The sequence below is a fragment of the Henriciella sp. genome, assembly GCF_029937755.1.
In the GTDB taxonomy this organism is placed as follows: domain Bacteria; phylum Pseudomonadota; class Alphaproteobacteria; order Caulobacterales; family Hyphomonadaceae; genus Henriciella.
In genome coordinates, this window is sequence record NZ_JAPYPG010000006.1 from 82,681 (window position 1) to 96,220 (window position 13,540).

12 protein-coding genes are annotated in these 13,540 nt (G+C 60.2%); 6 read left to right on the forward strand and 6 right to left on the reverse strand.

Annotation, left to right across the window (positions count from 1 at the left end; genetic code table 11):
• Nucleotides 1–138 precede the first annotated feature (138 nt).
• The 4 genes from Q1K29_RS13465 to Q1K29_RS13480 all read left to right on the forward strand — a co-directional run bounded on the left by Q1K29_RS13465 (nucleotide 139) and on the right by Q1K29_RS13480 (nucleotide 5,575).
• A complete protein-coding gene (locus tag Q1K29_RS13465; protein WP_300395613.1) occupies nucleotides 139–1,575 on the forward strand; it encodes a hypothetical protein in 1,437 nt (478 codons plus the stop codon).
• Between the two features lie 195 nt (nucleotides 1,576–1,770).
• Nucleotides 1,771–3,438, forward strand: a complete 1,668-nt coding sequence (ettA, locus tag Q1K29_RS13470; RefSeq protein WP_300395614.1) for an energy-dependent translational throttle protein EttA — start codon at nucleotides 1,771–1,773, stop codon at nucleotides 3,436–3,438.
• Nucleotides 3,438–4,211 (forward strand): phosphatase PAP2 family protein, encoded by a 774-nt coding sequence (locus tag Q1K29_RS13475; protein WP_300395615.1) that lies wholly within the window; start codon nucleotides 3,438–3,440, stop codon nucleotides 4,209–4,211. The genes ettA and Q1K29_RS13475 overlap by 1 nt, the downstream gene beginning before the upstream one ends.
• Before the next feature lie 110 nt (nucleotides 4,212–4,321).
• On the forward strand, nucleotides 4,322–5,575 hold the full coding sequence (locus tag Q1K29_RS13480; protein ID WP_300395616.1) for a sensor domain-containing diguanylate cyclase: 1,254 nt from the start codon (nucleotides 4,322–4,324) through the stop codon (nucleotides 5,573–5,575).
• Between the two features lie 23 nt (nucleotides 5,576–5,598).
• On the opposite strand, the gene Q1K29_RS13485 is transcribed toward Q1K29_RS13480, so the two are convergent.
• The 6 genes from Q1K29_RS13485 to Q1K29_RS13510 form a co-directional block, all read right to left on the reverse strand.
• Entirely contained in the window at nucleotides 5,599–5,955 is a 357-nt protein-coding gene (locus tag Q1K29_RS13485; RefSeq protein ID WP_300395618.1) for a hypothetical protein, read from the reverse strand.
• A gap of 91 nt (nucleotides 5,956–6,046) precedes the next feature.
• Entirely contained in the window at nucleotides 6,047–6,784 is a 738-nt protein-coding gene (locus Q1K29_RS13490) for a VOC family protein (RefSeq protein ID WP_300395619.1), read from the reverse strand.
• Nucleotides 6,785–6,926: 142 nt separating this feature from the next.
• The gene (locus tag Q1K29_RS13495) at nucleotides 6,927–7,052 is read right to left on the reverse strand and encodes a hypothetical protein (RefSeq protein ID WP_300395621.1); all 126 of its coding nucleotides are present in this window, start codon (nucleotides 7,050–7,052) and stop codon (nucleotides 6,927–6,929) included.
• Nucleotides 7,053–7,240: 188 nt separating this feature from the next.
• Entirely contained in the window at nucleotides 7,241–7,705 is a 465-nt protein-coding gene (locus Q1K29_RS13500; RefSeq protein ID WP_300395622.1) for a hypothetical protein, read from the reverse strand.
• 11 nt (nucleotides 7,706–7,716) lie between these two features.
• Entirely contained in the window at nucleotides 7,717–10,509 is a 2,793-nt protein-coding gene (gene polA / locus Q1K29_RS13505) for a DNA polymerase I (protein ID WP_300395623.1), read from the reverse strand.
• A gap of 74 nt (nucleotides 10,510–10,583) precedes the next feature.
• Nucleotides 10,584–11,150 carry a hypothetical protein gene (locus Q1K29_RS13510; RefSeq protein WP_300395624.1) on the reverse strand — a complete coding sequence of 189 codons (567 nt, stop codon included), beginning with the start codon at nucleotides 11,148–11,150 and terminating at the stop codon, nucleotides 10,584–10,586.
• A gap of 176 nt (nucleotides 11,151–11,326) precedes the next feature.
• Here Q1K29_RS13510 and Q1K29_RS13515 point away from each other — a divergent pair, with 176 nt between their 5' ends.
• Both Q1K29_RS13515 and ahcY read left to right on the forward strand, forming a co-directional pair.
• The gene (locus tag Q1K29_RS13515; RefSeq protein WP_300395625.1) at nucleotides 11,327–11,938 is read left to right on the forward strand and encodes a tail fiber protein; all 612 of its coding nucleotides are present in this window, start codon (nucleotides 11,327–11,329) and stop codon (nucleotides 11,936–11,938) included.
• Between the two features lie 140 nt (nucleotides 11,939–12,078).
• Nucleotides 12,079–13,479, forward strand: coding sequence for an adenosylhomocysteinase (ahcY, locus tag Q1K29_RS13520; RefSeq protein ID WP_350212251.1), 1,401 nt, complete (start codon nucleotides 12,079–12,081; stop codon nucleotides 13,477–13,479).
• The last annotated feature ends 61 nt before the right edge of the window (nucleotides 13,480–13,540 follow it).

The following is a 13,540-nucleotide window of genomic DNA, read 5'->3' on the forward strand; positions in this document are numbered from 1 at the left end:
AAACTAGCGCCAGTTTTCTGCCTGTCAGCCCCTCTTTGGCGGGTGCAATCAAGAGTAATGGGTTGCAATCTTAAGGGGGTTTTTTTGAGCCCGAATGGGATGATAGGCTCATTGCCGACGCAATAAGGGGGACATTTCATGTCCAATCGCGCCATTGCCGGAACTACGGCTATTCTTCTCACCGCGACTATTTCAGGCACAGCTGCTGCACAGGAAAGTCAAACTGGTCCGGTCCTCCCGATCGCTTACCAGTATGACTTGCCATACCCGAAGACGGACGGAGATCCGAAAATCGTGACCGTGCGTCACAATGCAGAGGGCTTGTCTATCGCGCATATCCATCCTGCCAGCGAAGACACGCCACTGATGTCGGATGATCCGGATGATTTCGATCTTTCAAGCAGCGCGATGTTTCTTGCCGGGCCCGCCACAGACGGACGGATCGTCTCACCGGAGCCGATTGCAGGCGGTGTCCTGGTCAAGGAGTCCCCAGTCACCCTTGAGGAGGGGCAGCGCTATGCTGATGGCGAAGTTTATGACCCGGAACTGGATGGGGAGATGGCAAGCTGGAGTATCGAGGACCTTGAGACCTCTTTCGCGCCAGGGGATGATGACAGGGTGATTGCTGGTCTTGAGGCCGAACACCATCAATTGACGGTCAGCTACAATCTCACGCGTTACGACCGTGATGGCGAGGTCCGCGATCAACAGACAGTCAGCAGCACGCGCGACTTCTGGTTTGCTGACTCCTTGCCGTACTCGCCGCTACAAATAATCCCGAACGCCTACGATTCGGCCTATTTCACCACATCCGGGATCGAGGTTCTGGATGAAGCCATTCACGAGTTGGTCGCTGATGATATGCGCGATCTGGGTGCCGTGGTCGCGCAGGAAGGGGAAGGCCCGGCCGGACTGGCTGGCATTTCTGCCATTTCCAGGGTCGAAGCCGCGGAAGCTTTCCTGCCGGAGACCCTTGCCGAAATTCCAGTGCTGCCGGTCGAGCAGGCTGACGTGATGCTTGGCGCCCTCTTCGTCACTGAAATGCTTAAAGAATCTGAGCGTATTCCCGAGGGGGGACGTCTCAACCTGTCGATTGGGCCGGACCTTTCTGTTGATACCGGCCGGGCAGCCTGGCGCGAGATGTCGAATGGTGATTTCGGTATTGCGCTCTACCCGGAGGAAGGCACTGCAAAAGGCTCGGTCCTGCTACTTATGCGACCGGTCAATGGTACGCCGGACGCTGGCACCTATGAGGTGACTCGTGCGATGAGCCGTTCGGCCCTGTCGGAGATGGATGAGGCTGAGCTTGAGGCTTACGCCAATAAATTTCAACCAATGGGAATGGTCCGGCGCGACGGGCAGGACTTCGTTGTTATCGATTTCAAGTCAGGGAGCGTCACCATCGATGAAAGCAGTGACGGCAAGATTTCCGGATCGGTCGATGCAACGCTGAAGCTTGTTGCGATTGATGGGTCTGGAGAGACTGCGCTCTTTGATGTCACGGGTGATTTCATGGCCGTGGAGGGATTGGATGCGCGGTTCCGGAGTCCGGTCGCTCGAGTAATGCGTCGCTAGCTTCTGGCTCTCCCTCGATTTAGAGGCGTTTTTGGCTTTTGCAGGAGTTGGCTCTGGTGCTTCAGAGCCAACTCCTGCACGTGCACGGTTGTAACCGGCTCCCAAACTTTTACCTTCCAGCTTGATTTCAGAGCCGTCGCGCGTCTACACCGCACGCTCCCCATTTACCCCGAACGCAAAGAGTGATCATCGCCCATGGCCGGACCTCAATACGTCTATCACACGCAAGGCCTCTCCAAGACCTATCCGGGCGGCAAGAAGGTCTTCGAGAACATCCAACTTTCGTTTTTGCCGGATGCCAAGATCGGCGTTGTCGGCGTCAATGGCTCGGGTAAGTCGACCCTGCTGCGCATCATGGCCGGCGAGGACCAGGAGTTTAATGGCGAGGCCTGGGCCGCGGACGGCATCAAGGTCGGTTATCTGCCGCAGGAGCCGAAGCTGGATGAGAGCAAGTCGGTCTTCGAAAACATTGCCTCCGAATGCCCGGAGAAGCAGCTCTTCGACCAGTTCAACGAAATCTCCACCAAGCTCGGCGAGGAGTATACCGACGAGCTGATGGAGGAGATGACGGCGCTTCAGGAAAAGGTCGACCAGGCCGATGCCTGGGACATCGATTCCAAGATCCAGATGGCGATGGAAGCGTTGCGCTGCCCGCCGGATGATGCCGATGTCACCAACCTGTCAGGCGGTGAAATCCGCCGCGTCGCGATCTGCAAGCTGCTTCTCTCGAAGCCCGACATGATCCTGATGGACGAACCGACCAACCATCTCGACGCGGAGACGGTGAACTGGCTCCAGAACTATCTCATGAACTTCCAGGGTTGCGTCATCCTCGTGACCCACGACCGCTATTTTCTCGACCGGATCACAAACTGGATTCTCGAACTCGATCGCGGACGCGGCATTCCTTACAAGGGCAACTATTCCGACTGGATCGAACAGAAATCCAAGCGGATGGAGCAGGAGGCCCGCGAGGACGCCGGCAAGAAGCGCACGCTGGCAAAAGAACTCGAATGGGTCCGCGCCGGTGCCAAGGCGCGCCAGACCAAGTCGAAAGCCCGTATCCAGGCCTATGAAGAACGCGCCGCAGAGGCCGAGCGCGAGAAGGTCTCGCACGCCCAGATCCGCATTCCTCCGGGACCGCGTCTCGGTAATCTCGTCATCGAGGCGGAGCAGATCCGCAAGGCGTTCGGCAACAATCTGCTGATCGACGACCTCACCTTCACGCTGCCGCCGGGCGGTATTGTCGGTGTGATCGGCCCGAACGGTGCCGGTAAGTCGACGCTGTTCAAGATGATCCTCGGCGACGAGGAGCCGGATGCCGGCTCGATCCGTGTCGGCGATACGGTGAAGCTCGGCTATGTCGACCAGAGCCGCGACAAGCTCGATGACAAGAAGAATGTCTGGGAAGAGATTTCCGACGGTCTCGACGTGATCGATCTCGGGGGCGTTGAAGTGAACTCGCGCGCCTATACAGGCGCCTTCAACTTCAAGGGCTCCGACCAGCAGAAGAAGGTCGGCCTGCTGTCCGGTGGTGAGCGCAACCGCGTGCACCTTGCCAAGATGCTGCGCCAGGGCGCCAACTGCCTGCTGCTCGACGAACCGACCAACGATCTCGACGTCGAAACGCTGCAGGCGCTGGAAGAAGGCCTCGATGGCTTCCCCGGTTGCGCGGTCATCATCTCGCACGATCGCTGGTTCCTTGACCGCATGGCCACCCACATCCTCGCCTTTGAGGGCGACAGCCATGTTGAATGGTTCGAAGGGGACTTCTCTTCCTATCTGGAAGACAAGAAGCGCCGCCTCGGCCCCGATGCGGTCGAACCGAAGCGGGTGAAATTCAAGAAGTTCGCCCGCGGCTAGTGAGACACACGGTCTCCCACCTCCTGCCGGCGGGCCTTGCTGTGGCTGCGCTGGCGGGACTTGGGCTGCTGGTTCATTCCGGTGCGGCGATCACCGGGCTCGACCAGGCGCTCAGCGATGCAGTCATTGCGCTTCGCAATCCGCCCCTGGACTGGCTGGTTGTCCTCGTCACGCTGTTTGGCGATGCGACGGCGCTGACGCTTATCGCTGTTTCGGTCGTGCTGATCCTGCTGGTGCGGCGGGCCTGGTGGCCGGCAACGGCGTGCGCGACGGCCTTCATCCTGACCCCGCTTATCGTCAAGGGCGTAAAGGTTCTCGTGGGGCGGCCCCGGCCGACGGCGGATCTCTATGCTGGCGTTGAAACGTTCAGCTTCCCGTCTGGCCACATGACGAATTCCACGGTCATCTATGGCGCCCTGGCGATCTTCGCCATGCACGCCCTGACGCGGATGCGCGGACGCCTTGCCGTGGCGGCGTTCACCTTGCTCATCATGCTGATCGGGTTTTCGCGGGTCTATCTTGGCGCGCACTGGCCGAGTGATGTCGTCGGCGCGGTACTTCTGGCCTCGGCCATGCTGTTCCTGATCGCATGGGGCTTCGACCAGATGCCGGGTGAGGCGCGGTTTGCCCGTCCCTATGCGCTTGTGACCGTTGTGATGCTCGCGATCTGGGGCGTGTATGGCGTATTCACGATACAAGCTGCGCTCGACATGTACGCGGTCGACCTGACGCCTGAGGGGGCGATCGAGATGCAGCCAGCAGATGGGCGTTAAGTGTGGGCAGGTCGCCGTATTCTGGTAATACGGTCCTAACTTCCATTATCTAGTCTTATGCTTTCTCAAGACAGGTGCGGGCCGACCGCGTGTCCGCAGAAAGGCAGTATATGGCTGTAGACTTGGCCAGAACGGCTGAGGGGGGCAGCAGAAGCGAGTATCAGGAAGCGCGTCGCCTTGAAGCGGTGCATACTCTCGACATCCTCGATACCCCGAATGAGGAACCCTATGACAGGATCGTGCGACTGGTTCGGGCGATCTTCAGGGTAGATATTGCTTTCATTGCCATCATCGATGCCCATCGACAGTGGTACAAGGCAATCAGCGGCATGGAAGGCGAAGAGGCACCGCTCAACGAGACTTTCTGCCTGCATACGCTCAATAAAAATGAGATGATGGTCATCCCCGATGCGTCGAAGGACCCGGTGTTCTCCAACAATCCCTTCGTCGCGGGAAAGACGAATATCAGGTTCTATGCCGGCGTGCCGCTCAAGACGCGAAAGGGGTTCGCCGTCGGAACGCTATGCGCTATCGACAGGAAGCCGCGTGCGTTCAGTGATGAAGACGTCCAGGTGCTCCAGGACCTCGCCGACATCGTGGTCGATCAGATGGAGCTTCGCATCCGGGCGCGCACGGATGAGCTTACGGGCATTCTCTCACGCGGGGCTTTCCAGCATGAGAGCGAACGCATCGCCGCGCTGGCGCAGCGGCATCGTCATGACCTTTCGGCGATCTGCTTCGACCTCGACCATTTCAAACAGGTCAATGACACATTGGGCCATGCGGCCGGCGACCAGGTCCTGAAGGCCGTGGTCAAAGCGGTCACCCCGCGGATGCGCAAGAGCGACCTCTTCGCGCGAGTAGGCGGCGAGGAGTTCACAATTCTCCTGCCGGAGACCGGACGCCAAGGTGCCATGGAGGTTGCCGAGAAGCTGAGGCGGGACATTGCCTCGCTCCGCTTGGAGTTCAACGGCAAGCCGATGCGGGTGACGGCAAGCTTTGGCATCGCCGGATTTGCCGTGGCCGCGAACGATCTCGAGACGTTGCTGGCCAATGCCGACGCCGCGCTCTACCGGGCCAAGCATGCCGGCCGTAATCGTTGCGAAGCCTGGGGTGGCGAAAAAATCCCCGTCAAGGCAGCCCGCCGGCGGGTGCTCAAGACCGGCAAGATCAGCTTCAACTACGGGAGTTCAAGCATTGACTGCACGGTCCGAACGCTCGGTGAGCAGGGGGCCGGGCTGTCGCTCATTTCCACGGTCGATGTGCCGAACGAATTCCGCCTCCTGATCCCGTCTGACGGATTCGATGCCTCCTGCAAGGTAACGTCGCGAACACGGACTCATCTCGAGGTCGAGTTCCGCTAGAGCCCCTCTCCTGAAGGCGACAGCTAGCCATCGCGGCGGAAGGGCGATTTGACGATGATCTTCGTCTTGCCGCCTTCTTCTTCGGCTTCTTCGGGTATCTGGCGAGCGCCCTGCGGCATGAAGGTATCGCTCGTTTCGTCCATCGCCATGCCGGCTGGTCCGGTTGCGACTTCATCCTCGGGCACAATCTGGAATCCAAGCGCACCGAGCAGGAAGTAGAAGCCGATCCCGGTTATGACAGCTGTGGCCAGCGTGCGGACGATGAACCGGACGATGGCGCCCTTGATCGTCCAGGCGACCACGGCGGCGCCGCCACCGCCTGCCAGTCCTGCACCCGAGGCTACAGCGGCAAGATCGAACACTTCATTGAACCAGTCCATCACCCACTCCTTGTAAGGGGAGCCGGCTGTCGGCCCCTTTGGAGATGAACCATAGACGCTGTGACGGGGGTGAGGCTAGACGCTGCCTGGCTTACTCGTTGTTGAGCACGAGGCGAACGCCGCCAATGATGACGCTGTCGCCATTGCTCTCTAGCTTCAGGCGGTCGGCACGTTCCAGCGCCTTCATCGCATTGTTGATGCTGATGCAGAAGCCTTCCAGCCTTGTCTCTGCGCCCTGCTGGAAGACGAGGGTCTGGTCCTCCTCAAGCGAGATTTTCGTGGCGTCCGGATGGGTCGAGGCCGGTACCCCGAGGGCGGCGGCCCAGCGGGAAGCAAGCGCGTTCGGGTCCGGACTTTCGAGGATGGCGCCGGAGAGCTCGCCCTCGATGGAGTTGCTTTCCCAGTGCGGTCCGCCCCAGCGCCAGCCATCCCAGGGATGGGCTTCATCGATGGACACGATCGCGGCACCGACATCCGCCGGATGCAGGTGACTGGCGGCAATGTCGTCGAGGTCGATATCCCAGACCCGGCGGATGCCGGAGCCATCAATGCGCCGGCGCGCAGCCTTGAGGTCGTCGGTCTGGAAGATGGCCATGTAGCCGCCCTCACCATTGCGATCCAGAAACCGCCGGACAGGGGCGTCATCTCGCGTTGGCACGACCACTTCGAGGAACTGGTGGCCGATCGGGAAAACCGCGTTTTCGAGGCCGAACTCCGCCACGCCCGGGTCTGCGAAGGGCTCACGGAGATTGAGGACTTCCTGAAGCCGGTCTGCCACTTTCAGGCTTTCGGCGGCGATGACGAGTTGTCTTAAACGTAACCGGGACATGGTTCAGGCTTAGCACGCGACAGCCGGGTTAAGCCAAGAAGAAAGTCGGTTGGGCTGACTCTTGTTGGAGCCAGGCGCGAGCGCTGCAATGAATACAGTGCCGGTGCCCCCTCTCCCACGGCTGGAAGAGGGGAATGGCACCCTACTTCTTGCGCTGGTCGAAAACGTTCTGCACGCCGGTCTTCACCGACGGATTGGAGGCGTTCGTCTTCGGCTTCTCTTTTTTGGGTTTCCGGATTTCGCGGTTCGATTTCTGTTGTTTCGACATGGGGTCGGGTCACTTCTGTGGCAGCGCCGGAAAGGCGGTGCTGTTTGCCCCTGTGGGCCGACGAACGGAATGGTCGTTCAGGCAGGGACAGCGCCGGATGGGCTTTGCGGATTTGGTATGAAGTGAGCCGCAAAAGGCGTGGGGTAGATATCGGGCGCGGCGAAGGGGAATGCAATGGGGTTAACAGCCTAGAAGCCTAGAGGAAGGCTGATTAGGAAGGAAATCAAAGCAATAAAGAGCACAAGGACCGACAGCACCAGAACTCTTGCGGTCCACTTCAGCAAGACGCTCGATTGACGGCGGTTTTGCCTTTTTCCCAAATAGGCATTTGCAGTCTCAATGTTAGTAACCAGCTCGCTGGTGTCGAGCACGTATTTTACCCTTTCATCGTGAATTAATCCTGCTTCGTAAGTGGCCCACATGGCTTGGAAGTAAGAAGTCACAAACATCGCCAATGCAGCGACTATAACTGCCCATCCAGATATCTCAGCGACGAACCCGTTGATGTTGAGATCTACTGAAAGTGCGATATTTATTACTACTGCTGAGACGCCGGCGCCCAGAAACGCAAAATTTCGAAGAAATGCCGCGTCTCGCTGATGTCCTTCAGAGACCAGTTGCAGCGCAAGCGATGGGCGGTTTTCAAGCGTCATTTTGAACTCCGCTAGTGCGCCTCCGCCCAGCTGCCTGCCGCACGCGCATCTACGTCCAGTGGCACGCTTAGCTGCAGCGCCGGAAGCGGCGCTTTCTGCATCACGGACTGCACCAGTGCAATCGTGTCTTCCGCCTGATCCTCGGGGCATTCGAAGATCAGTTCGTCGTGGACCTGGAGCAGCATCTTTGCGTCGAGTTTCTTCGCGGCCAGCGCGTCCGGCATGGCGATCATGGCGCGCTTGATGATGTCGGCGGCGGAGCCCTGGATCGGGGCGTTGATGGCCTGGCGTTCGGCGAAGGCGCGCTGGGCGCCATTTTTTGAATTCATCTCCTTCAGGTGCAGCTTCCGGCCGAAGGCCGTCTGCACGTAGAGGTTCTCCTTCGCGAAGTCCTTGGTCTCGTCCATGTATTTCCGGATGCCCGGGAATTTCTCGAAATAGGCCTTGATATAGTCCGACGCCTCGCCCCGCTCGATGCCGAGCTGGTTGGCCAGCCCGAAGGCGGAAATGCCGTAGATGATGCCGAAATTGATCGCCTTGGCGCGGCGGCGGACACTCGGGTCCATGCCTTCGATCGGCGTGTCGAACATCTCGCTCGCCGTCATCGCGTGGATGTCGAGACCATCCTTGAAGGCGTTCTTCAGCGCGTCGATGTCGGCGATATGGGCAAGCAGGCGAAGCTCGATCTGGCTGTAGTCGGCGGAGATGAGGACATTGCCCTTCTCGGCGATGAAGGCTTCGCGGATCTTGCGGCCTTCCTCAGTGCGGATCGGGATGTTCTGCAGGTTCGGATCGGTGGAGGAGAGCCGGCCTGTCTGGGCGCCCGCCATGGAGTAGGAGGTGTGGACGCGGCCCGTCTCCGGATTGATCGCCTCCTGCAGGGCTTCTGTGTAGGTTGAGCGAAGCTTCGAGAGCATCCGCCAGTCGAGAATGATCTTCGGCAGCTCATGGCCCTGGGCGGCGAGAAATTCGAGCTGGCTTGCATCGGTCGACCACTGGCCGGATTTGGTCTTCTTGCCGCCGGGCAAGTCCATCTCGCCGAACAGGATCTCTCCGAGCTGCTTGGGCGAGCCCATGTTGAACTCGGTGCCTGCAGCCTTGTAGGCGGCGTCTTCAAGGCCCGCCATACGCTGCTGGAAATCGGCCGACATGCGCGAGAGATGCTCGCGGTCGACCTTGATGCCCGCGCTTTCCATCGCGGCGAGCACCGGGATGAGCGGACGGTCGAGCGTCTCGTAGACGGTGGTGACCTTCTCCTTGTGGAGATAGGGCTTCAGATACTGCCAGAGCCGCAGCGTCACATCGGCATCCTCGGCGGCGTATTCGGTGGCCTTGTCGAGGGGCACGCGGTCGAAGGTGATCTGTGACTTGCCGGTCCCGCACACCTCCTTGAAGGGGATGGGCGAGTGATGGAAGTAGCGCTCCGACAATTCGTCCATGCCGTGGCCGTGCATGCCGGCATGCAGCGCAAACGAGATCAGCATCGTGTCGTCGACCGGGGTGACGTCGATGCCGTTGCGCTTGAAAACGGTCAGGTCGTATTTGAAGTTCTGGCCGACTTTCAGGACGGACGGGTCTTCGAGCAGGGGCTTCAGCGCATCGAGCGCGTCCTGCTTGCGGATCTGGCGCGGCGGGTCGGCATCGAAGAAGTCGTCGCCGCCGGAATGGTCCGGATCGATATGGCCGAGCGGGATGTAGCAGGCCTCATTGGGCGCCAGTGCGATGGAGATGCCGACGAGGTCACAGGTCTGGCAGTCGAGGCTGGAGGTCTCGGTATCGACACCGATGACGCCAGCGATGTGGGCGCGTGCGATCCATTCTTCGAGCGTCTTGAAATCGCGGATGCAGACATAGCTGTCCGCATCGAACCCGATATCGCCGGCGGTAGTTTCCTCGATGACGCCTTCGGCCTCGAATGTCTCGCGCACGCGGCGCGTAATCGTGCGGAATTCCATCTTTTCGAGGAAGTCGATCAGCATTGTCGGGTCGGGGTCGCAGACAGCGAGGTCTTCGAGCGTCACCTCGACAGGCACATTGTCGTCGAGCCTGACCAGCTGTTTCGAAATACGCACCTGGTCGGCGAAGTCGATCAGGGTCTGGCGGCGCTTCGGCTGCTTGATCTCTTCGGCGCGTTCGAGAAGGGTTTCGACGCTGCCATACTCTTCGAGCAGCTGGGCGGCGGTCTTCACGCCGATGCCAGGCGCGCCCGGAACATTGTCGGTGGAGTCGCCGGCCAGTGACTGGACATCGACGACCAGCTCCGGCCCGACGCCGAACTTTTCGTAAACCGCCTCGATCCCGAGATGCTTGTTCTTCATCGTGTCGAGCATGGTGATCTTCTCGGTCACCAGCTGCATCAGGTCCTTGTCGGAGGAGACGATGGTGACGCGCGCGCCCTTCGCCTCGGCCTGGCGGGCATAGGTGGCGATCAGGTCGTCAGCCTCATAGCCCTCGAGTTCAAGCGCGTGGCAGGCAAAGGCGATGGAGGCTTCCCGTACCAGCGGAAATTGCGGGCGCAGGTCTTCCGGCGGCTCGTCGCGATTGGCCTTGTATTCGGCATAGAGATCGTTGCGGAAGGTGTAGCTGCCCTTGTCGAAGACGCAGGCGAAATGGGTCGGGCGTTCATCGCCCTTCAGCTCTTCCAGAAGCTTCCAGAGCATGTTGCAGAAGCCTGACACCGCGCCGACGGGCAGGCCGTCGGAGGCCCGCGTCAGCGGCGGCAGGGCATGATAGGCGCGGAAGATATAGGCGCTCGCATCGATGAGGTAGAGATGGCTGTCTTCCGTGATGGGCGCTGTGGGCATGGGTGATTCCTCGCTGGCTACCGCTCATTTAGCGGCGCAAGCAGCGCAGGTCACGCCTTCAGGTAAGAGAGGCTTCAGTACTCCTGGCGACTGGTGCGGTCCTGGCTCATCGCATCGGGCGCGCGGATGCCTTCATAGATACGCTTGTTCTCGCGATCATCCTTGGGTGCCCGTAGCGAGGCGACGCGCAGCTCGGCATGGTTTTCCTCGCGATAGTCCTGGCTGAGATCGATGATGACGTCGCTGAATTCCTTGAAGCTCACCCGGCGGTCGAGATTCGGGTCGAAACGGACTGGGTTGGCGAGCGAGTCGTCGCGTGTGGGCAGGCCGCCCGCCCATTTCTGCTGTTCGATCGCCGTCAGCGTACCATCATTATTGCCGTCGGCCTCGAGAAAGGCGCGTTCGATTCCGGCATCAAGTTCGCCCCTCGAAATGCGGCCATCTTCATTGGCATCGAATGAGGCGAGCAATCCGCCCCCCGGCTTGAGCCGTTCGGTCTTGAGTTTCGACTTGTCGCTGTCCGACTTCACTTCGCCGGACCCGGGCAGCCGGACGAGGGCATCGTCTTCAGCATCGGCTGTCGCTGTCGGGACGGCAAAGGCGATGAGCGCAACAGAGAGCGCGGCAATCGAGCGGATCATGAGACCTCCTGGTCACTTCCGTAAACTATTACTATAAGTCCGTGTTGCCTGAATACCACATGACTAATCAGTGAGATCCCGAAAAATTACGTTCGCGTTTCTGATGACGCCTGTGGCTGGCCGGGCTAGCCTGCCGGTGTTCCAGACAGGCTGGATGAAAAGGGAGGACACCCATCATGACAGGTAAGTATGCGCTGGCAGCTATGGCTGCTGCAGGACTGGCCACCGCGCAGGCGCCCACGGCAGCCGCCGGGCCTGACCCCTATATCGGCGAGGTGGCGATCTATCCGTATACGTTCTGCCCCCGGAGCTGGGTACCGGCGAATGGCCAGTTGCTGGCGATCAACCAGTATCAGGCGCTCTTCTCGCTCTATGGCACCACGTTTGGCGGTGATGGCCGAACCACGTTCGCCCTGCCTGATCTTCGCGGACGCGTGGTGGTTGGTGTCGGGCAGGGGCAGGGCCTGACGGATCACCGGCAGGGCGCGAGATTCGGCGCCGAGCAGACCACGCTCAGCGTCGCCAACCTGCCGGCCCATGCGCACGGTGCCAGCGTCATGGCGAGCACCGCAGCACCGGATGCCAGGTCCCCGGCTGGTAACGCGCCAGCGGATTTCACATCCACGGACGTCGATGCCTATACGGCGGGGGCCCCAGATGCGCCCATGGTCGAAGGCACGGTCTCGGTGGAGGAGACGGGGGGCGGACAGCCCTTCGCGGCCCACCAGCCCTCGCTGGCGCTGCAATACTGTGTGGCCACGCAAGGCATCTATCCTTCGCGCAACTGACCGGTCTTATCCGTGACGGCAACAGAGCCTGCCAGTGTGATCTGGCAGGCTTTTTCACTTAGGCGCTGACAAACCCGCCCCTCTCCCTTGCTTTCGGGCAAAGCCTTCGTTAGATCGCTCATATAAACGTATAAAGGATCATTGATATGTCGAATGATTACGCTGTAGCGGACATCTCCCAGGCCGAGTATGGCCGCAAGGAAATCGCCATCGCAGAAACCGAAATGCCGGGCCTCATGGCTGCCCGCGAGGAGTATGGCTCAGACCAGCCGCTGAAGGGTGCTCGCATTGCCGGGTCGCTCCACATGACGATCCAGACGGCTGTGCTGATCCAGACGCTGGAAGCGCTGGGCGCCGAAGTGCGCTGGGCAAGCTGCAACATCTACTCCACGCAGGACCATGCGGCTGCCGCGATCGCGGATGCTGGCACTCCGGTCTTCGCTCACAAGGGCGAGACGCTCGATGAGTACTGGCAGTTCTGCGACAAGATCTTCCAGTGGCCGGACGGCAAGATGATCAACCTCATCCTCGATGATGGCGGCGACGCGACCATGTACATCATTCTTGGCGAGAAGGCCGAGAAGGACCCGTCCCTGCTCGAAAATCCGGGATCCGAGGAAGAAGTCGCACTGTTCAAGCAGATCAAGAAGCGCATCGCCGAGACGCCAGGCTGGTTTGCCAAGGTGAAGGCCGAGATCAAGGGCGTTTCGGAAGAGACTACCACGGGTGTGAACCGCCTTTATCAACTGGCCAAGAAAGGCGAGCTGCCTTTCCCCGCCATCAACGTCAACGACTCGGTGACCAAGTCGAAGTTCGACAACAAGTATGGCTGCCGCGAGAGCCTCGTCGATGCGATCCGCCGCGGGACCGACGTGATGATGGCCGGCAAGACCGCCTTCGTCGCCGGTTATGGTGATGTCGGCAAAGGCTCTGCCGCGTCGCTGGCCGGCGCCGGTGCCCGCGTCACGGTTTCGGAAGTCGATCCGATCTGCGCCCTGCAAGCCTCGATGGATGGCTTTGATGTCCAGACGCTCGACGATACCGTTGGCGCCGCAGACATCTTCGTCACCGCGACCGGCAACAAGGACATCATCACCGTCGATCACATGCGGGCGATGAAGGACATGGCAATCGTCTGTAACATCGGTCACTTCGACAATGAGATCCAGGTCGAGGCACTGAAGAACTTCGAGTGGACCAACATCAAGCCGCAGGTCGACATGATCACCTTCCCGGATGGCAAGCGGATCATCCTGCTGTCCGAAGGCCGTCTCGTGAACCTCGGCAATGCGACGGGCCACCCGTCCTTCGTGATGTCGGCGTCCTTCACCAACCAGACGCTGGCGCAGATCGCACTTCACAAGAACAAGGGCGAGTACAAGAACGACGTCTACACGCTGCCGAAGCATCTCGACGAGAAGGTGGCACGCCTGCATCTCAACAAGCTGAATGTCGGCCTTACCGAGCTTAGCCATGAGCAGGCCGACTATATCGGCGTCACGCCGTCCGGTCCCTACAAGCCGGAGCATTACCGCTACTAGGCGGCTGCCATATAGGTCATTGGAAGAGGCGCTGGAGATGTCCGGCGCCTCTTTTCGTTTG

Excerpts from the sequence above, each read along its gene's own strand:
- Q1K29_RS13510 (WP_300395624.1), bottom strand. The coding sequence starts at position 11,150 with ATGATCCGCTCGATTGCCGCGCTCTCTGTTGCGCTCATCGCCTTTGCC.
- polA (WP_300395623.1), bottom strand. The coding sequence starts at position 10,509 with ATGCCCACAGCGCCCATCACGGAAGACAGCCATCTCTACCTCATCGAT.
- Q1K29_RS13515 (WP_300395625.1), top strand. The coding sequence starts at position 11,327 with ATGACAGGTAAGTATGCGCTGGCAGCTATGGCTGCTGCAGGACTGGCC.
- Q1K29_RS13500 (WP_300395622.1), bottom strand. The coding sequence starts at position 7,705 with ATGACGCTTGAAAACCGCCCATCGCTTGCGCTGCAACTGGTCTCTGAA.
- Q1K29_RS13495 (WP_300395621.1), bottom strand. The coding sequence starts at position 7,052 with ATGTCGAAACAACAGAAATCGAACCGCGAAATCCGGAAACCCAAAAAA.
- Q1K29_RS13480 (WP_300395616.1), top strand. The coding sequence starts at position 4,322 with ATGGCTGTAGACTTGGCCAGAACGGCTGAGGGGGGCAGCAGAAGCGAG.
- ettA (WP_300395614.1), top strand. The coding sequence starts at position 1,771 with ATGGCCGGACCTCAATACGTCTATCACACGCAAGGCCTCTCCAAGACC.
- Q1K29_RS13490 (WP_300395619.1), bottom strand. The coding sequence starts at position 6,784 with ATGTCCCGGTTACGTTTAAGACAACTCGTCATCGCCGCCGAAAGCCTG.
- Q1K29_RS13485 (WP_300395618.1), bottom strand. The coding sequence starts at position 5,955 with ATGGACTGGTTCAATGAAGTGTTCGATCTTGCCGCTGTAGCCTCGGGT.
- Q1K29_RS13465 (WP_300395613.1), top strand. The coding sequence starts at position 139 with ATGTCCAATCGCGCCATTGCCGGAACTACGGCTATTCTTCTCACCGCG.